Below are 18,710 nucleotides of genomic sequence, written 5' to 3'. Positions count from 1 at the left end.
CTTTCTCTTTCAGGCGTACGGCTTCTTCCACGGCAATTTCGCAGAAAGGGTTCATCGACATTTTGACGTTGGCGAGATCGACGCCGGAATTGTCCGCCTTGACGCGAACTTTCACGTTGTAATCGACAACGCGTTTGACAGCTACAAGAACCTTCATGGATTCCTCGTTACTCTCCGGTGAAAAGAAAGTCGCCTAGGCGAACCTGGCGGTTGATGCTCATCGGCACACAAGGGCACCTCCAAAAACGCCGGCTATCGTCGGCGGGTGACCTTGCTCACGGGAGTGATGACCGTTCGTCAGTGGTGACTGAGAGGTCATTCATTATCGCGGCGTGTAAACTGCGCGCCAACGTCTGACTGCGCGTCACCATTTTTGCCTCAGCCCTGCCTTTAGAGGTGCTCTTGAAACCTACAGTCTGCCTACGGGATGCGCAAAACCGACCGTATATTGACCGGAACGCCTATTCCGGTCAATACGCCAAAATGGTCAGTTATAAGCCGCGCTGCTTTGATTTACCTAGCTTGCGGCCGATTCAAACAAACGTTTGTATTGGACGCTGAGAGTGGTGTAGATATAATGCGCCACCTAGAGAGAAAGGTGGGTCATCCCTGTGCTATTGCATGAGATTCATGCAGACAATGCTGGATGAAACACCGAACCTCCACCCATTAGAAAAAAAACTGTTGAGCCTTGAGTAGGAGATAGCCTGTGGAACGCGAATACATGGAATTCGACGTGGTCATCGTCGGCGCTGGCCCGGCGGGCCTGTCTGCCGCCTGCCGACTGAAGCAGAAGGCCGCCGAAGCCGGTAAGGAAATCAGCGTCTGCGTGGTCGAAAAAGGCTCCGAAGTCGGCGCTCACATCCTCTCCGGTGCAGTGTTTGAGCCACGGGCCCTGAACGAATTGTTCCCTGACTGGAAAGAACTCGGCGCCCCGCTCAACACCCCGGTGGTGCGCGATGACATCTATGTACTGCGCTCCAGCGAGGCCGCAACCAAGGTTCCTGACTTCTTTGTGCCCAAGACCATGCACAACGAGGGCAACTACATCATCTCCCTGGGCAACCTGTGCCGCTGGCTCGCCCAGCAGGCCGAGAACCTGGGCGTGGAAATCTACCCGGGCTTCGCCGCCCAGGAAGCGCTGTTCGACGAGAACGGCGTGGTGCGCGGGATCATCACCGGTGACCTCGGCGTCGACCGCGAAGGCAATCCCAAAGAAGGCCTGTACACCCCGGGCATGGAGCTGCGTGGCAAGTACACGCTGTTCGCCGAAGGTTGCCGTGGGCATATCGGTAAGCAGTTGATCGAGCGCTTCAACCTGGACAGCGACGCCGATGCCCAGCACTACGGCATCGGTTTGAAGGAAATCTGGGAAATCGACCCAGCCAAGCATCAGCCAGGCCTGGTGGTGCACACCGCCGGTTGGCCGCTGGACATCATGAGCGCCGAGAACACCGGTGGTTCGTTCCTCTATCACCTGGAAAACAACCAGGTTGTCGTGGGCTTGATTGTCGACCTGTCCTACAGCAACACCTTCCTGTCACCGTTCGACGAGTTTCAGCGCCTCAAGCATCACCCGGTGCTCAAACAATACCTGGAAGGCGGCAAGCGCATCAGCTACGGCGCGCGCGCCATCTGCAAGGGCGGCCTGAACTCACTGCCGAAAATGGTGTTCAAGGGCGGCGCGCTGATCGGTTGCGATTTGGGCACCCTGAACTTTGCCAAGATCAAAGGCAGCCACACCGCCATGAAGTCCGGCATGCTCGCCGCCGACGCCGTGGCTGATCGCCTGTTCGCCGAGTCCGAAGGCGGCGACGAACTCACAGCTTACGTCGACAGCTTCAAGAACAGCTGGCTTTTTGATGAGTTGTTCGCCACCCGTAACTTCGGCCCGGCGATGCACAAGTTCGGCCCGATCATCGGCGCCGGCTTCAACTGGTTTGACCAGAACATCCTGGGCGGCAAGATGCCGTTCACCCTGCACGACACCACGCCGGACTACGCCTGCCTCAAGCTGGCCAAGGACAGCAAGAAGATCGATTACCCCAAACCCGATGGCAAGCTGAGCTTCGACAAACTCAGTTCGGTATTCATCTCCAGCACCAACCATGAAGAAGAGCAGCCGTGCCACTTGAAGCTGAAAGATCCGAGCATCCCGATCGGCACCAACCTGCCGCTCTACGATGAACCGGCGCAGCGCTACTGCCCGGCGGGCGTGTATGAAGTGATCACCCAGGAAGACGGCGAGAAGCGCTTCCAGATCAACGCCCAGAACTGTGTGCACTGCAAGACCTGTGACATCAAGGACCCTTCGCAGAACATCACCTGGGTCACGCCGGAAGGCGCGGGTGGGCCAACTTACCCGAATATGTAAATCAGCGGCTTGAACATCAAGGCTCCCGGAATGGGGGCCTTTTTGTTGGCTCATCAGCGATCGTTCCTACGCTCCGCGTGGGAACGATCACGCAGCGCGCTCTTCTCCCGGGTTGCGTTGGAAATAGCGTTTATATTCGCGGCTGAACTGCGACGAACTCTGATACCCCACGCCATGCGCCGCCTGGGCCACGCTCATGCCGTCGAGTAGCAGCAACTGCTGGGCCTTGAGCAGCCGCAAACGCTTGAGGTACTGCACCGGCGACAGCAGTGTGCAACGCTTGAAGTGCTCGTGAAAGGTCGACGCACTCATATGCGCATAACTCGCCAACGTCTCGATGTTCAGGGGCTCTGCATAATGAGCATGCAGGTGACTCAATGAGGTGGCGATCCGGGAAAATTGCCCCTGCTGTTCCACCAGCGCCCGCAACACATCGGCCTGTGGCCCACGCAACGCAGTGAACAGTAATTCGCGCACGCGCGCAGGCCCCATGATCCGGCTCTCCAGAGGATCGTGCAAACACTGCAACAGCCGCTCGACGCAGTTGCGCATGGCGTCATCCAACACCACCGAGCTCATCGACTCCAGGGTCTGCGCCGCCGGCGGGGGGCCTGCCTGAACCCCCATGGCCATTACCAGCTCTCCCAACACCACTCGGTCAATACCCACGGTTACCCCCAATAACGGCGCATTGGGCAGGGCAAAGGTTTCGCATTCAAAGGGCACCGGCATCGCCTGGATCAGGTAATGCCCGGCACCATACTCAAGCGTTCGCGGGCCCAGGTACGCGACTTTGCTGCCCTGGGCGACGATCATCAGGCTCGGCTCATAGATTTGCGGCCCCCGCGCCACATCGCAACTGGCACGCAACACCTGCACGCCGGGCAGGTTCGTGGCAGAGAAGCCGTCGCAAGGCGTCAGCGGTTCAATCAAGGCAACCAACGCGGCATTGGCGTCGAGATGGCGGGTCAGCATAAAAGCGCTCTCGGAAATTCACGGGGCTGTGCAGGATGGCAAGCCAAGCTGCAAGAGGACGTCCAGTTTATAGCGTGCAGCTTGAAGCTTGCGGCTTTTAGCTGCTCCTCCGTAGTTTTAGGCATAAGACTCGGAGCAATCGCCATGGCCGTACCAAGGCTCGGCGCGGAGAATGGCCCACCTCACCCGTCACTGCTTTTGCGAGGTTCACCATGTACACCGCCATCGGCTACGCCGCCCAATCGGCCACCACTCCCCTCGCCCCCATGTCCTTCGAGCGTCGCAGCCCGCGCGCCGATGACGTGGCGATCGAAATCCTCTACTGCGGCGTCTGCCACTCCGACATCCACCAGGCACGCAACGAATGGGGTATCGCCGTGTACCCGTTGATGCCAGGGCATGAGATCGTCGGCAAGGTCACCGCCATCGGCGCCAACGTCACCGCCCATAAAATCGGCGACCTGGTAGGTGTGGGCTGCATGGTCGACTCGTGCCGTCACTGTGACGCTTGCCACGCGGACCTGGAGCAATACTGCCTTGAAGGCCCGACCATGACCTATGCCACCCCGGATCGGATCGACGGCAGCAACACCATGGGCGGTTACTCCGACAGCATCGTGGTCAGCGAGCACTTCGTGGTTAAGATTCCGGCCAAGCTCGACCTGGCCAGCGCCGCGCCAATCCTCTGCGCCGGCGTCACCACCTACTCGCCGCTCAAGCACTACGGTGTGAAAGCGGGCGACAAGGTTGGGGTTCTCGGCATGGGTGGCCTCGGCCATATGGGTATCAAGTTCGCCAAGGCCATGGGCGCCGAAGTGACCTTGTTTACCCGCTCCGCGAGCAAGGCTGAAGAAGGCCGTCGCCAAGGCGCCGATCACGTGATCGTGTCCACCGACGAAGCACAGATGAAAGCCGCTGCCGGGCACTTCAACTTCCTGCTGGACACCATTCCAGTACAGCACGACTTGAACCCCTACCTCGACGTGCTGCGCTTTGACGGCATGCACATTCTGGTTGGCCTGATCGAGCCGGTAGACCCGCCCGTCAACGCCGCCAAGCTGGTATTGGGCCGCAAAGTGTTGGCTGGTTCCTTGATCGGCGGCATCGCAGAAACCCAGGAAGTCCTGGATTTCTGCGCCGAGCACAACATCAGCTGCGACATCGAAATGCTCGACATCCGCCAGATCAACGAAGCCTACACCCGCATGATTGCCGGCGACGTGAAGTACCGCTTCGTCATTGACATGGCGACCTTGAAGGCCTGATCAGGCCCTCGCCCCCAACTCCGCTGACAGCCGGGCCGCGACCTGTTTAACCACGGGGATCAGCTCGGCCATTTTTTCCAGCGGCATGTAGGGCACGGTACTGGCGATGCTGATGCCGGCGACAATTCGCCGGCTGGCATCGCGCACCGGTGCCGCGACGCAACGGATCGACGGTTCGTTGTCTTCCAGGTCGAACGCATAGCCCCCCGCCACATATTCGCGCATGCGCTGCTCGAACTGCGCCCATGACTGCTCCGGGTGCTGCGGCCATTGCAGGTTCTTCCCGCCTACCGGCAAGCTGACCTGATACAGTCGCTGCCACTCCTCCACGCTGTCATCGAGCAGCAAGGCCTTGCCGATCCCGGTGCGCGCCAAAGGCATGCGATGGCCAACCCGCGAGCGCATTTCCGGGCCGTTGCGACCAGGGTTCTTGTGCAGGTACAGCACGTCGTCATATTCGCGGATGGCCAGGTGGATGGTATCGCCGGTCAACGCCGACAGTTCGTCCAGATAGGGAACCGCCAAGGTCACCAGAGGCAGTTCTTCCCGTGCCTGGAAGCCCAGTTCGATCAGCTTGGGGCCCAGCAGATAGCCGACTTGCGGCACCACCCGCAGGTAACGCTCTTCCACCAGGCAACTGGCCAGGCGGTGAGTGGTGCTGCGGGTGGTGCCGATGCGCTTGGCAATCTCCTTGAGATCCCGTGCGCCAGCCGCCACCGCTTGCACCACGCCCAGGCCGCGCAGCAGGGTCTGGGTGCCGGTGGGGGCGGTGTCTTTTAGGGGAGTGTGGGCGTTTTCCTGCATATCAGGCCTATGTGGGGGTACGAAAACGGCGGACATTATGGCAAGTACCGGCCATCAACGCTGCTTCATGCGGTCGATAATCACCGCCAACAACAGGATCGAACCACGAATCACGTATTGGTAGAAGGTGTCGATGTTCTTCAGGTTCATCGCGTTCTCGATGATCGCCAGGATCAGCACCCCGGCAATCACATGCCGAATCATGCCAATGCCACCGCTCAATGACACCCCGCCCAATACGCACGCAGAGATCACTGTCAGCTCAAAACCTTGGCCAATCATCGGCTGGCCAGAGGTCATGCGCGATGCCAGGATCACCCCCGCCAGCGCCCCGATCACACCGTGTACGGCAAAGATGATGATCTTGGTGCGGTCGACATTCACCCCGGCCAACAACGCCGCTTCCTGGTTGCCGCCGATGGCCATGGTGTTGCGCCCGTAGGTGGTGTAGTTGAGCAACCAACCGAAAAATACAAAGCACAGCACGGTGATGACAATCGGCACTGGCACGCCAAACAGCTGGCCATTACCGAAGACAAAGAAGCCTTCGTTCATCACGCCAACCGCCTTGCCATTCGAAAAGATGTAGGCCAACCCTCGCACAATCTGCATCGTCGCCAAGGTCGCAATCAACGCATTGATGCGCAATTTGGCGATGACAATGCCGTTGATCAGCCCCACCACCAAGCCCATGGCCAATGCCGCCGACACGCCCAGGACGATACTGTCGGTGTCGCGAATCACGATCCCCGCCACTACGCCGGCACAAGCGATCACTGAGCCCACCGACAAGTCGAAGTGCCCCGACGCCAGGCAAAACAGCATCGTGCAGGCAGCAATCCCGACGGTGGAAATGGCCAGGCCCAGGCCCCGCATATTCAGCGGCGACAGGAAGTTGTCGATAAACACGGCACTGAGCAAAAAGATGCCCAAGGCCGCCAACAGCATGACCCATTCATCAAGAAACTTGCGCTGGTTGAAACCCGGCCAGAAGCGTCTCGCGGTTTTTACCTGTGACATACCCACCTCATATTCTTCAGTCCCGCGAACGCGGGAGAGCCAATTGCAGCAGCCGTGCTTCATCCGCTTGATCGCGGGCCAACTCGCCGGTGAGCGCGCCTTCGCTCATCACCAGGATGCGGTCGCTGATGCCCATCACTTCCATCAAGTCGCTGGACACCACAATCACCGCAATCCCACTGGCCGCCAGGTTGTGGATGATCTGGTAGATCTCGGATTTGGCACCGATATCGATGCCACGGGTCGGTTCATCCAACAGCAAGATCTTCATCGGCATCGACAACCAGCGACCCAAAATGGCCTTCTGCTGGTTGCCGCCGGAGAGGTACAGGATCGGTTGTTCGGCCGACGGCGTGCGCACGTTCAGCGCACTGATTTGCTGCTGGGCGTTGTCCCGTTCCCAGCCGCCCTGGAGTAGCCAGCCGAAACGCGCATGGTCGCGACGGGCGCTGATATTGATGTTCTCTGCAACGCTGGCGAGGGGCACGATGCCTTCCTTTTTGCGGTCTTCCGGGCACAGCAAGACGCCGGCGGCGATTGCATCCCGAGGAGACTTGAACGTCTGCGCCTGGCCATGCAGCACCAGCGCGCCCTGCTCGCGGCGGGCCAACCCCGCCAGCAGGCGCAACAGCTCGGTACGCCCTGCCCCCACCAGGCCGAACAGCCCAAGAATCTCGCCCTTGTCGACGTGCAGGCTCACCGGCTCCTGCAGTCCCGGCCCCAACAACCCTTCCACCCGCAACGCTTGGCCGAAGTGTTCCCGAGGCCGGTAGTTGTAGATGTCCTGGATATCGCGGCCCACCATGCAACTGACCAATTGATCGACACTCAGCTGCTGCATGTCGTCAAAGGTGCGCACGAAGCGCCCATCCTTGAACACGGTGACGGCGTCGCAGATGCGGAACACTTCTTCCATGCGATGGGACACGTAGAGGATCACCCGGCCTTCATCCCTCAGCCTGGCGATGATCACCATCAGCCGCTCGATCTCCCGGGCCGACAGGCTGCTGGTGGGTTCGTCGAAGGCGATCACATGGGCATTGCGCGACATGGCCTTGGCGATTTCCACCAGTTGCCGCTGGCCCAGGGACAGGCTGGCGAGGCGCGCCGCAGGGTCGATCTCATCCGCCAGGCCCTTGAGCAACTCCCGGGCCTTGCGCACCATTGCCCCGCGATTTACCACGCCCCAGCGCGACGGCATATGCCCCAGCAACAGGTTCTCGGCGACGGTCATTTCCGGTACCAGTTGCAGCTCCTGGTGGATCACCGCGATACCATTGGCAATGCTGTCGGCCGCCGATTTGAAACTGACGCTACGCTCGCCCAATTGCAGGCTTCCGCTGTTGGGCGGATAGAAACCACCGAGGATTTTCAGCAAGGTCGACTTGCCCGCGCCGTTCTCGCCCATCAGCGCATGCACCGAATGGGGGCGCGCTTCAAAGCTGATCTGCGACAGGGCCTTCACCCCGGGAAACTCCTTGCCAACGCTGTTGAAACGTAAGGCCGCCCCGCTCATTTCCATAAACCGATCTTGCCCAACTCTTCCTTGAAGTTGGCTCGGGTGATCAGGGTGACGTTATCCAGGGCCGTGAACTTCGCAGGCTCAGTGCCTTTAGTCACCCACTCGAACATCGCGGTGGCGGTTTTATAACCGGACGCGTCGGGGCTGAGCAGCATCGAGCCGAAGAAGCCCGTGTCGGATTTTTTCAGTTCCTCGATGGCATCGGTGCCGTTGATGCCCACGCCGATCACGTTGGCAGCCTTGAAACCAGCGCTTTCAGTGGCACGCACGCCGCCCAGCACGGTGCTGTCGTTCATGCCGCCAATGATCAGGTTTTTCGCGGCGCTGGGCAGTTTCACCAGGGCCGAGTTCGTGGCATCCATACTGCCTGGGACGTCGAGGGTTTTCTGCGGGCTGAACAGGATGTGGTCGGCAGGCAGGCCGGCGGCCTTGAGGCCTTCTATAGAACCGTCGGTGCGTTTCTTGCCGGTTTCCAGTTCGTCGAAGGTGTTGATGACCGCATAGGTTTCCTTCCAGTCCCACCCGCGTTTCTTGGCTTCAGTCGCCATGGCCTCGCCTTGTTTCTGGCCGATCTTGTAGGCGTCCAGGCCGACGTAGGGCACGTCCTCCATGGGCTTGCCGTTGGCGTCGACGAACCGGTCATCCACCGCCAGCACTTTCAAACCGTTGCGCTTGGCCTTGGCCATGATCGCCGGGCCAAGGGATACGTCCGGCGGGCAGATCACAAAGCCCTTGGCACCGTTGGCCGCGAGCGTGTCGATGGCCGACAGGGTTTTCTCGCCATCGGGCACGGCGATCTTGATCACGGTGAAACCCTGGTCCTTGCCGGCCTTTTCGGCGAAGGCCCATTCGGTCTGGAACCAGGGCTCTTCGGCTTGCTTGACCAGGAAGCCGATCTTTACTTCTTCGGCGGTGGCGAGGGTACTGAAGCCGCTGATTGCGACGGCGACAGCCAGGGTGCGCAGTGTTTTCTTGAACCTGTTTTTGACCAGCATGGGGCACCTCTTGTTGTTATTGGCAAAGTTCTAGTCGTGGTACATCACCGAGCGCCCACCATCGATCATCAGGCAGGTCGCATTGATAAACGGCGCCTCATCGGTGGCCAGGAACAATGCACTCATCGCCACTTCGATGGGTTGGCCGATACGTTTGGGCGGGTGCAAGTCGAAGGCACGCTGGCGTTCGGCGTGAGGGTCTGCAAAGCCGTTCCAGTAGTCGATGTTGAGCTGGGTTTCGATATAGCCGGGCGCGATGGCGTTGACGCGGATGCCCTTGGGTGCGTATTCGATGCCCAAGGCCCGAGTCAGGCCCAGCAGGCCGTGCTTGGCCACTGGATAAGGGAAGCAGCCGGGAATGATGTGGCTGGAATGGGTGGAGGCGATATTGATGATGTTGCCGATGCCCTGCTCGATCATGTGCGGCAACACTGTGCGGCAACCGTACCAGGCGCCGTCCAGGTCGATGGCGAAGCAGCGGCGCCAGTCTTCGTCGGTCATCTCCAGGGGGTCACGGAATACGTTGACGCCGGCACAGTTGACCAGCACATCGACGCGACCGAAGCGCTCAATGGCAACAGCCACCAATACCTGCCATTGGTCCTTGGAGGTGATATCGACGGCTTGCGCATAGACCTCGGCGCCATGCTCGCGCCAGTGGGCGGCGAGAGCCTCGACTTTCTCGGCCTGGATATCACCGATCACCAAACGTGCTTGCTGGGCCTGGAAGCAGGCGACAATGGCCTCGCCAATACCTTGGGCGGCGCCAGTGATGATCACCACTTTGTCTTTGAGCCGCTCGCCGTACGTTGGCTCGGGCACGGCGGGTAATGACAACGGTTGTGCCTGCATCGCTTCACCTGTTTTATTTTTGGTAGTGAGTGCTGATGCAGGGGACTATAAACCCAGAACTTGAAATATCTCAATATATAATTATACATCCCATATATTGAGACATTATTTAAAAAACCGGCAGTAATTGCCGGTTTCCCAAACGTTTCAGCCCTGGGCAAATTCCCTCAGGGCATCCCCTTCCATGCGATAGCGCACCCACTCCTCCTGGGGCTGGGCACCGATGGATTTGTAGAACGCAATGGCCGGTTCATTCCAGTCCAGCACGCTCCATTCGAAGCGGCCACAGCCGTTATCGAAAGCAATTTTCGCCAGGTGCCGCAACAACTTCTTGCCCGCGCCGCCGCCGCGTTGCTCCGGGTTGATGTAGAGGTCTTCCAGGTACAGGCAGTTACTGCCCAGCCAAGTGGAATAGCTGAAAAAGAACACCGCAAAACCAATCGGCACACCGTCCCGCAGGCAGATCAGACCATGGGCGGTGGCGCCCTCGCTGAACAGGCTCCGCTCGATATCCACCACGCTGGCGATCACTTCGTGGCGGGCTTTCTCGTAGTCGGCAAGCTCCGTGATGAAGGTCAGGATCTGCGCAGCATCGCTGGGCACGGCGGGGCGAATCTCGATGGTCATGGACAGGCCTTGGGGCAAAAGGAAAGAACACATATTAAGGGGCTTTGATGACCGGTTGCAGTGCAATTTCATTCGCAACTACCCTGTAGGCTAACCGCCCAACGAGAACGCCCATGCTCTTCGCCCCCTTGTCCGCCCTCGCCAGCACTCTGCTGCCCCACGCGCTGGAACCTTCGGAGGATGGCGCCCATGACCTGTCCCATTTGCAGCGGGTATGGCACAACGCGCAATCGATCCAGACTGAGGAAGGTGGCGACCTTGAGGTACTGCTGGCAGCGGTGTTGCTGCATGACTGCGTGGCGGTGGAAAAGAACTCACCGTTGCGCGCCCAGGCATCACGGCTGGCGGCCACCAAGGCCGAACGGATATTACAGAGCCTGGATTGGCAGCCCGCCCGTATCCTCGCCGTGACCCATGCTATCGAGACCCACAGTTTCTCTGCGGCACTTACACCCAACACCCTGGAAGCCAGGATCGTCCAGGATGCCGACCGCCTCGACTCCCTGGGGATGATCGGCGTGGCCCGCACGTTCTACACCGCCGGGCGCATGGGCAGCATTCTGTATGACCCGGCCGATCCGACGGCACAGGATCGGGGCTATGACGACAAGCGCTTCTGCCTCGATCACTTCCAGACCAAGTTGTTGCATCTGGCCGGGGGTTTTCAAACGGCGACAGGGCAACGGTTGGCGCAAGTCCGGCATCAACGGCTCAAGGAATTTATGGAAGCCTTTATTGATGAGATAGGCGTGAAGTAAGGCGTCATTAGGTCAGATGCTCTTTGGGTTGTCCTTGGGCTTGATCACCGTGGGGCGACTGATCTGGCGACGGGGCTCGGCACATAAAATCTTACAAGCAACATAGGACCGTTCGTCGCTGGCCAGGCACCAATGGCAAATAGGGGCGGCCCAACATCAAGTACGGACATTAATCATATGGAGACACCATCATGACGACTTCCAGACTTGTTGCCCTCGCCCTCACAGGTTGGCTCTCTGCGGTTTCGCTGAGTAGCTTTGCCGATTCCACCGGCCCGACCAACCCGATTGGCAGCCCACCCAGCCCCGCGACCGAAGAGTCCAAGGACTCCATGGGTACTGGCCTCGACACCAATGGCGGAGCGATCATCGACAACAGCACCGACCCTCGCACCCAAGGCAATGACAGCAACCGCCAAGGCCTTGGTAACGACGTGGAGAACGGCAAAATGGGCCCGGGCAAAAATGCCACCCCTGGCGACAATGACGACATCCCCGGCACGCCCAAACAGCCCACGCCCTGAATCACAGAACAGACGAACACCCACCATTTCCCAGTGAAGAGGTATGCATGAACGTCGATAAAAGCCTTGAAAAAGAAGTTCTCACTCGCCTGCTGCACGCCCATCCAAGTGGATTGGGCAAGGAAGTGCTGGACAATTACCGAGGTGAAAAAGTGGTAGCCAGCACCTTGGCCACCCTTCAGGACCGCGGCTTGATCAAGGAGGGTCATGTGACCTGCAACGATGCCGGTGAACACACGCTGAACCTGCCGATAAAACTGACGGCCTCCGGCGTGGAAGCGGCCCGCAAGCTTGAAAGTGCACCCTAGCCACAGCCAAGGTCCACCACGTTCAAACCAGCCATGGGCGGCAGCAATGCCGCCTATTCTGCCGACTCAGGCCTGTGGGCCAACAACGCATCCACTTCAGCGGTGCCCGGCGACGTCGCCGGCCCCCAACGGGTGACCGCCAACGCGGCGGCTGCGTTGGCTCGTCGAGCAGCAACGTCCGGCGCCAAACCGTTGGCCAGGCCGGTGATAAATACGCCGGCATGGGCATCGCCCGCGCCGTTGCTGTCCACTGCCTGCACCTTGAATCCCGGCACATGTTGCGCCTGGCCGTTGCGGCTGACCCAGCAACCGTTCGGCCCGTCGCGCACCACCAACAAGGTGTCAGCAGCAGGCAGGTGGTCGTTGAGTTTGAGCAAGGCACCTGCGAGGTCTCTGGCGCCCGTGAATGCCAAGGCTTCCGGACCGTTGCTGGTCCAGATATCGATACGCGGCAACAACGCCACCATCAAGGCCGAGTCAGGCGCCTTCACCAATGGACCCGGATCGAACACCACCGTGATCGCTCGCGGCAACGCCAATAGCCAGTCGAGCAAGACCTGGGACTTGCCCTCCAGCAGCAGGCTGTAGCCGCTGACGTATACATAATCGTCAGGATGGGGCACCGCACTCGCCAAGTCTTCGGCGCTCAACTCACCTTCAGCGCCGATATGGGAAATGAAGGTGCGCTCGGTGGTGGCTTCGGTCAGGGACACGCACAACCCGGTGTCTTTGTTGTCGCTGGCAGCGAGGGCTATTTCGATCCCTTCGGCCAGCATCGCCGCACGCGCAAGGTCACCGAAGCGGCCCTTGCCGTGTCGCCCCAGGTAGACCACCGGCAACCCGTTGCGCCGCGCAGCCGCCATCACGTTGAAGCCACCGCCGGCTTCAAAGCTGGCGGAGTTGGCCAATACGTCGCCGCCAGTTGCCGGCAGGGTGTCGAGGGACATGACCAGGTCGACGATGACCTGGCCGCTGTGAATCAATCTAGACATTCTGGCTCTCGACTAATGCCGGACGACGATCAGCAGCACCGCCCAAAACCGCGTAAACCCCGCCAGCCACCAGGAAGGTGACGATCCAGCCCAGGCCGTTATGACCCAACCAGGAATCGGACAAAGGCCCGGCGAACCAGATATTTTCAGCGGTGGTGCCGATGGTGGTGAAGCAAAAGCCCAACACAATCGCAAGTACCCAGGCACCGAATGCCCGCCACTCAATCCCGCCGCGATACCAGTAGGCACTGCTCGGCGTGACGTCCAGCAGGTCTTTGGCGCTGTAGTAGTGACGATGAATCAGGTCAACCACAAAGATCCCCACCCAGGCGGTGATCGGCACGGCCAGCAGCGAAATGAAGGTGATGAACGGGCCGTAGAAACTGTCGGCAATCAGCATGAAATAGATGGAGCCGGCGAAAATTGCCACGATGTCGACAATCACCGCATGGACGCGCTTGACCTTCAAACCGAGGGTCAAGGTGGTCAAGCCCGCCGAATACACCGACAGGTTATTCGACAACAGCAGCCCGCCAAATGCGGTGATCAGATACGGTACGGCCATCCACGTAGGCAGCATGTCGCGGATCGCGATGATCGGGTCGGTGGCCGAGGCCAAGTCGTTGTTGCCCACCGACAGCAAGCCGCCCAACGTGATCAACAGCACCAGTGGAATCCCCGCACCGAAAGCAGCGGATGCCACCAGGCGCACGGCCTTGACGCTGCGATGCTGGTAGCGGGACATATCGGCGCCGGCGTTGGCCCAACCGATGCCAGTGCCGGCGGCCATGGTGCCGACGCCTATGATCATTGCGCTGAGCGGTGCCGGGGTGGCGTTGAATACCGCACTCCAGTCGATGGTGGCGCAGAGGAACCCGCCCACCACAATATTCAGCGCGCCGAAAACGTAGGTCGCCCACTTCTGGATCACCAGCAAGGTCGCATGGCCCAGGCCCGAGACTGCCAGGGTCAGCAGCACAAAAATCCCGATGAACAGCAAGGTCAGCAGCGGCGCACTTTTTGCCGCGACCGGCGAGTTGAACAGGATCGAGCACAGCGACAGCAGCACGAAGGCGGCAGTGGTGGTATTGACGGTTTCCCAACCCAGGCGCGACATCAGCGAGACCAGAGTCGGGCCGATATTGCCACGTACACCAAAGATCGCCCGGGACAGGGTCAGGCTCGGTGCGCGGCCACGACGACCGGCGATGGAAATGATCCCCACCACCGCAAAGGAACCAGCGGCACCTAGGATCGCGACGATGATTGCCTGCCAGATCGCCAGCCCGCGAAACGCCACCAGGGTCGCCCCCAGCGGCAAGCCGAGGATGCTGATATTAGCGGCGAACCAGACCCAGAACAGTTGCAGCGGGTGGCCGTTGCATTCGCCTTCAGGGACGGGCTCGATACCGCGGGTTTCCAATTGCCCGGCGCTTTGGCCGGAAGAGGTCGAACTCATGATGGGGTGCTCCTGATGCCTGTTTTTGTGGTTGTGGCAGTTGGAAAATTCAAATCTGTAGCCGGCCTCCCTGACTCGCGCCTACAGGTATTCAGCGCAGCGCCAGCAGCCCTTGCACCAGCGGTTGCAGATCCAGGCCATTGACCTGCTTGACCTGCTCGATCATCGCCTCCGGCCAGCACTGCATTCCCAGGCACGCACCCAGCATGGCCCCGAGCATGGCGGCAATGGTGTCGGTATCGCCGCCAAGGCTGGCAGCCATGCACAGGGCTTCGAAAGCCTCCATTTCGCCCACCGCCACTTGCTGGGCGAGGGCAAACGACACCACCACCGATTCCTGGGACGCCACCGAGGTACCGATCAGTTCGTAGAGCAGGTCAGTGAACAGTGCCTTGTCGCTACTGCCCACACTCAGCGTCCGCGCCCAACTGATGCGGGTGGCGATACGCCCACCGGCAACCCAATGCCCATGGTTTTCAGCCTGTTGCGCAATCTGGGTGCCGATACTCAGCGCTTCTCCCAGGTCTACGCCATTGATGCCGGCCGAGACCACCGCCGCGACAGCGGCCGCACTGGCAATACCAAGCGTGGTGTTGTGGGTCACCTGGCAGGCCTGGATCACTGACTGGATAAACGGCTCAGGGTCGGTGACGTTTGCCGCGATGCCCACCGGGGTAATGCGCATTGCCGCGCCATTGGTGGTGCCGTAGCGCCCGGACTCTTCCGGCGAGTGGCCCGCGAGGATCATGTCGATGGCCCGCTTGGTCGATGGGCCCAGCAGGTCCTGGGAGCCTTTGGCACGCATGACTGCTTCCCAGTCGATCAAGCGCTGAGCGAGCGCCCCCGAGTCGATCCGGCCTTGGCCGTCCACCAACAGCTGACCCACCAGGATCGCCTGCTCAGTGTCATCGGTGATGGAGCCCTTGGGCATGTTCGGGGCAATTGGCTGATCGGCGCCTGCATCTTCCAGGCCGGTGATGTTGCCGAAGCGAGCCTTGACCTGCTCGCGACTCAAGGATTGAGTGGGCATGCCCAGGGCATCGCCCAGGGCCAGGCCATAGAAAGCGCCGAGAGCGCGAGTGTGCGGGGTCATTTCGGTGTTCCAAATTGAAGATGCAGGCGAAAGTGCAGAGGGTCGAGCAAGCTTTCAACGTACTCCATGAAACGCTCGCGGCGGTCATAGGTGGTGCGCAGCGCCTTGAGAAATACAGTACCGGCCGGGCGGCCCAGCAACAGGGCATCGGCTTCGTTCAATGGCTCGGCACCGATCCATTGGTCGCCATCAGCGCCGATAAAACCGTAGGCCGCCAGGGTAACGGTCAGGGAGTTATCGATCAGCCCAACCTGTGGCAGGCGTTCCAGGCCTCCGGACGCGGGCATCAACGAGCGTTCCAGGGACACGGCAGTGCCATCAGTGGTACAGCGGCGACGGTCGAGGGCAATGAACTGATCGCTGCCGAAGCGGCTGAGCAGGTCCGGCCGCGTGATGGCTTCCAGGCGCAGGATATCGGTCGTCACCAGGGCACCCGTGTCCTCCAAGGCCTGGGCCCAGCCGCTGCGTTGATCGAGGACCATGCCATCAAAGGTGACGATGGAGCCGACACCGCTCTGGGTGGCAATATAGTTACGGCGCTTGAGCTCGGCGAGGGCCTCACGCAGGGTGCCTCGACTGACCGCAAACTCTTCGGCCAGTTGATGCTCGCCCGGCAACAGGAAACCGTCGCTCATGAGTCCGCCTTCGATGCGGCGGATCATCTCGTCGACAACGCGTTTTTTCTTATCAAACCGAACATGTCTAATCATGTACAAATTGATAACCGAAAGCACCCAGCTACAGCAAGCTAATTATTTCAGGGAAAAGACAAAATCGGCCTCAGGGATGTGGCCCGATGGGGAAAAACACCCCGCTGCTCCAGACGCCAAGCCATTCCTGACCGTTGATCGGACGGCTCACTGCCAGCTCCACCAACTGGTAGAAAACGTTGCGATGCACCAGGGCGTCAAGGTTGTTGCGTACCCGTAAATACGGCGCAGGTTCCTGGGTTTGAAGGTCGATCACCACCCGTAGCGGATGCTCGGTACCGGCTTCGATCGGCTCGTCAACATTGGTGGTAAAGCGCAAGACCTGGTGCTCGCCCTGCCCTTCGACTTCCAGGGTCACCGCGACAAACGGTGCATCGTCGACCTTGATTCCGACTTTTTCCACCGGGGTGATCAGGAAGTAATCATCACCGTCGCGGCGAATGATATTGGAGAACAGCTTGACCATGGGTTTACGGCCAATCGGCGTGCCCAGGTAATACCAGGTACCATCACGGGCGATACGCATGTCGATGTCGCCGCAAAAATCCGGATTCCACAGATGCACCGGCGCCGGGCCTTTACCCTTGGGCAATTGCGCCAACAAATCATTGGCCTTGGCAGAGTCGGTCATGCTGTTCTCCTCGGGGCTTACTGATCACTCATACCCAACAGACTACGGGCGTATTGCGCCAGGGGCTTGGCAATCAGGTCTTCAGGCTTGTTATCGTGGAACGTCAGTAAACCGCCACGACTGCGAATCCGTGCAGTATCAATCAAATACTGGGTGCTAGTCTCGATCAGCATGATCTGAATGATCCCGCTGTCGATCCCCAGGCGGTCCACGGCCTGCTGATCGACCCATTCATCAGCATTGCCAATGCGGTCGTCGGCCCTGGCGAAGCGGGCGTACAACAGGTAGTGGGCACCGACACTGCGCGCCTCGACCATCGCTTGTTCCAGGCCTTGCGGTGCACGGGCGCGACGGACCATGGGAAAATATTCGACAAACCCGTTGAAGGCTTCTTCAGCCACCACGTTGGGCCGTGGATAAGCGCTGCCCGGAGGCGCAAACGCACCCTGGGCGATAAAAATAAAGGAATCCGGTTGCACGCGAACCGAGTTGGAACGACGAGTATCGCTGTGATCCAGCAACCCGGCATCGCTCATCTGATAGCGAGTGCCTTCGGCCATATCGCTGACGGTCATGCAGCCACTCAACGCCAACGACGCAAATGAGGCCAGCAACAAAACCAGACTACGCATCCTACCCTCCAGAAGCCGGTGACGGAAAACCGGCGAATGGGCACTCGATGCAGGTTCTAGGCCAGAGGGAGGGACACAAGTTTTAAGCTTCAAGCTTGTGGCTTTCCGCTCGGCGTCAGCCGCCGATGATCTTCATGACGGTCGCCCCACCGGAGAACGCCACTTCCTGCTTGTCGTCCAACGCCTTGACCAGCAAACGCTGCAAGGCCGGCAACGCCTGGTGGCGGGGCTTGTCCAGCAGGTCGCCGACGTAGTGACGATTGCTCGATGACAGGCAGCCATGCAGCCACCCGGTAGACGACAGCCGCAACCGCGAGCACGTGCGGCAGAACGGCACGCTTTCGTTGGCGATTACGCCGAAGAAGCCTTGGCCCGGTACCTCATAGCGCACGGCGGTAGCATCTACCGGGGCATCGGCTTGCAGGTATTCGTGATGGTCGCCAATCAGACTCAGCAACTGCTGAAGGCTGACGAACTGTTGAAGAAAGGCATTCGAGTCTTTGGCCAGATGGCCCATGCGCATCAGTTCGATAAAACGCAACTCGTAACCGCGCGCCAGGCAATAGTCGAGCAGTGGCATCACCTGGTCGAGGTTCTGGCCGCGTAACGGCACCATATTGACCTTGATCTTGATGCCGGCCGCGCTGGCCTGATCCATGCCATCAAGCACGGTGGCCAGGTCGCCGCCTCGGGCAATGCTGCGAAAGGCGTCGGCATCCAGAGTATCGAGAGAGACGTTGATCCGCCGAATACCGGCGTCCACCAGCAACGGCAGCTTACGCGCAAGCAACTGGCCATTGGTGGTCAGGCTGATATCACTCAAGCCCATCTGCCCCACCGCCCCCATGAAAGCCTCCAGCTTGGGGCTGACCAGCGGTTCACCGCCGGTAATGCGCAAGCGCTCGATACCGGCAGCCTCGATCAAATAAGCCACGCCCCGTGCCATGGCCTCGGCCGACAACTCATCCTGCGCAGCCACCAACCGCTTGCCGTTGGGCACGCAGTAGGTACACGCGTAGTTGCAGGCTGAGGTCAGGCTGATCCGCAAATTGCGGAATCGCCTGCCTTGACGATCAACGATCATGGATGACTCCGGCAGAGGATAATTCGAGCACACCAAAACCTGACTCATAAATCAGTTTTTAGCAAGTCCTTGCCTGAGTATATTC

General features: G+C 60.0%; 19 protein-coding genes and 1 pseudogene. 5 read left to right on the top strand and 15 right to left on the bottom strand.

All coding sequences use genetic code 11. The features are described from left to right. Positions 1–157: pseudogene (locus GIR22_RS22255) on the bottom strand (electron transfer flavoprotein subunit beta/FixA family protein); the annotation flags it as partial. Positions 158–709: 552 nt separating this feature from the next. Here GIR22_RS22255 and GIR22_RS22250 point away from each other — a divergent pair. Next, positions 710–2,374: a 4Fe-4S dicluster domain-containing protein gene (locus tag GIR22_RS22250; RefSeq protein WP_178122418.1), complete on the top strand. Its 1,665-nt coding sequence runs from the start codon at positions 710–712 to the stop codon at positions 2,372–2,374. Positions 2,375–2,461: 87 nt separating this feature from the next. Here the strand turns inward: GIR22_RS22250 and GIR22_RS22245 are convergent, their stop codons facing one another. Further along, a complete protein-coding gene (locus GIR22_RS22245) occupies positions 2,462–3,349 on the bottom strand; it encodes an AraC family transcriptional regulator (protein WP_154745422.1) in 888 nt (295 codons plus the stop codon). Positions 3,350–3,561: 212 nt separating this feature from the next. Between GIR22_RS22245 and GIR22_RS22240 the strand changes: the two genes are divergently transcribed. After that, positions 3,562–4,614 carry an NAD(P)-dependent alcohol dehydrogenase gene (locus GIR22_RS22240; RefSeq protein WP_154745421.1) on the top strand — a complete coding sequence of 351 codons (1,053 nt, stop codon included), beginning with the start codon at positions 3,562–3,564 and terminating at the stop codon, positions 4,612–4,614. Here the strand turns inward: GIR22_RS22240 and GIR22_RS22235 are convergent, their stop codons facing one another. The 6 genes from GIR22_RS22235 to GIR22_RS22210 all read right to left on the bottom strand — a co-directional run bounded on the left by GIR22_RS22235 (position 4,615) and on the right by GIR22_RS22210 (position 10,434). Continuing rightward, positions 4,615–5,418, bottom strand: coding sequence for an IclR family transcriptional regulator (locus tag GIR22_RS22235; protein ID WP_154745425.1), 804 nt, complete (start codon positions 5,416–5,418; stop codon positions 4,615–4,617). Positions 5,419–5,472: 54 nt separating this feature from the next. Next, positions 5,473–6,438, bottom strand: a complete 966-nt coding sequence (araH, locus tag GIR22_RS22230; protein WP_154745420.1) for an L-arabinose ABC transporter permease AraH — start codon at positions 6,436–6,438, stop codon at positions 5,473–5,475. Positions 6,439–6,454: 16 nt separating this feature from the next. Beyond that, positions 6,455–7,960: an L-arabinose ABC transporter ATP-binding protein AraG gene (gene araG, locus GIR22_RS22225; protein WP_154745419.1), complete on the bottom strand. Its 1,506-nt coding sequence runs from the start codon at positions 7,958–7,960 to the stop codon at positions 6,455–6,457. Beyond that, complete coding sequence (locus GIR22_RS22220) at positions 7,951–8,955, bottom strand: substrate-binding domain-containing protein (RefSeq protein WP_154745418.1); 1,005 nt, start codon at positions 8,953–8,955, stop codon at positions 7,951–7,953. Before GIR22_RS22220 ends, araG begins: the two co-directional genes overlap by 10 nt. A 30-nt stretch (positions 8,956–8,985) precedes the next feature. After that, the gene (locus tag GIR22_RS22215; protein ID WP_154745417.1) at positions 8,986–9,807 is read right to left on the bottom strand and encodes an SDR family oxidoreductase; all 822 of its coding nucleotides are present in this window, start codon (positions 9,805–9,807) and stop codon (positions 8,986–8,988) included. Positions 9,808–9,954: 147 nt separating this feature from the next. Then, positions 9,955–10,434, bottom strand: coding sequence for a GNAT family N-acetyltransferase (locus GIR22_RS22210; RefSeq protein ID WP_154745424.1), 480 nt, complete (start codon positions 10,432–10,434; stop codon positions 9,955–9,957). 113 nt (positions 10,435–10,547) lie between these two features. Here GIR22_RS22210 and GIR22_RS22205 point away from each other — a divergent pair, with 113 nt between their 5' ends. The 3 genes from GIR22_RS22205 (at position 10,548) to GIR22_RS22195 (ending at position 12,024) form a co-directional block, all read left to right on the top strand. Beyond that, on the top strand, positions 10,548–11,192 hold the full coding sequence (locus tag GIR22_RS22205; RefSeq protein ID WP_154745416.1) for an HD domain-containing protein: 645 nt from the start codon (positions 10,548–10,550) through the stop codon (positions 11,190–11,192). A gap of 191 nt (positions 11,193–11,383) precedes the next feature. Then, the gene (locus GIR22_RS22200) at positions 11,384–11,716 is read left to right on the top strand and encodes a hypothetical protein (protein WP_154745415.1); all 333 of its coding nucleotides are present in this window, start codon (positions 11,384–11,386) and stop codon (positions 11,714–11,716) included. A 47-nt stretch (positions 11,717–11,763) separates the two neighbouring features. After that, positions 11,764–12,024 carry a hypothetical protein gene (locus GIR22_RS22195; protein ID WP_154745414.1) on the top strand — a complete coding sequence of 87 codons (261 nt, stop codon included), beginning with the start codon at positions 11,764–11,766 and terminating at the stop codon, positions 12,022–12,024. Between the two features lie 53 nt (positions 12,025–12,077). On the opposite strand, the gene GIR22_RS22190 is transcribed toward GIR22_RS22195, so the two are convergent. The 7 genes from GIR22_RS22190 to GIR22_RS22160 all read right to left on the bottom strand — a co-directional run bounded on the left by GIR22_RS22190 (position 12,078) and on the right by GIR22_RS22160 (position 18,625). Beyond that, positions 12,078–13,016 (bottom strand): PfkB family carbohydrate kinase, encoded by a 939-nt coding sequence (locus tag GIR22_RS22190; RefSeq protein WP_154745413.1) that lies wholly within the window; start codon positions 13,014–13,016, stop codon positions 12,078–12,080. Continuing rightward, positions 13,009–14,475 (bottom strand): purine-cytosine permease family protein, encoded by a 1,467-nt coding sequence (locus tag GIR22_RS22185; protein ID WP_154745412.1) that lies wholly within the window; start codon positions 14,473–14,475, stop codon positions 13,009–13,011. Before GIR22_RS22185 ends, GIR22_RS22190 begins: the two co-directional genes overlap by 8 nt. Positions 14,476–14,566: 91 nt before the next feature. Beyond that, complete coding sequence (locus GIR22_RS22180; protein ID WP_154745411.1) at positions 14,567–15,568, bottom strand: ADP-ribosylglycohydrolase family protein; 1,002 nt, start codon at positions 15,566–15,568, stop codon at positions 14,567–14,569. Beyond that, positions 15,565–16,278, bottom strand: coding sequence for a GntR family transcriptional regulator (locus GIR22_RS22175; RefSeq protein WP_154745410.1), 714 nt, complete (start codon positions 16,276–16,278; stop codon positions 15,565–15,567). The genes GIR22_RS22180 and GIR22_RS22175 overlap by 4 nt, the downstream gene beginning before the upstream one ends. A gap of 70 nt (positions 16,279–16,348) precedes the next feature. After that, a complete protein-coding gene (locus tag GIR22_RS22170) occupies positions 16,349–16,909 on the bottom strand; it encodes a DUF1285 domain-containing protein (protein WP_154745409.1) in 561 nt (186 codons plus the stop codon). A 17-nt stretch (positions 16,910–16,926) separates the two neighbouring features. Beyond that, on the bottom strand, positions 16,927–17,541 hold the full coding sequence (locus GIR22_RS22165; RefSeq protein ID WP_154745408.1) for a DUF4823 domain-containing protein: 615 nt from the start codon (positions 17,539–17,541) through the stop codon (positions 16,927–16,929). A 115-nt stretch (positions 17,542–17,656) separates the two neighbouring features. Next, on the bottom strand, positions 17,657–18,625 hold the full coding sequence (locus GIR22_RS22160) for a GTP 3',8-cyclase MoaA (RefSeq protein ID WP_154745407.1): 969 nt from the start codon (positions 18,623–18,625) through the stop codon (positions 17,657–17,659). Between the last annotated feature and the right edge of the window lie 85 nt (positions 18,626–18,710).

Origin of the sequence: Pseudomonas karstica (genome assembly GCF_009707515.1) — a bacterium.
Lineage (GTDB): Bacteria > Pseudomonadota > Gammaproteobacteria > Pseudomonadales > Pseudomonadaceae > Aquipseudomonas > Aquipseudomonas karstica.
Note: the sequence above shows the minus strand (reverse complement) of the source record. Positions and strands in the feature narration are given on the sequence as shown.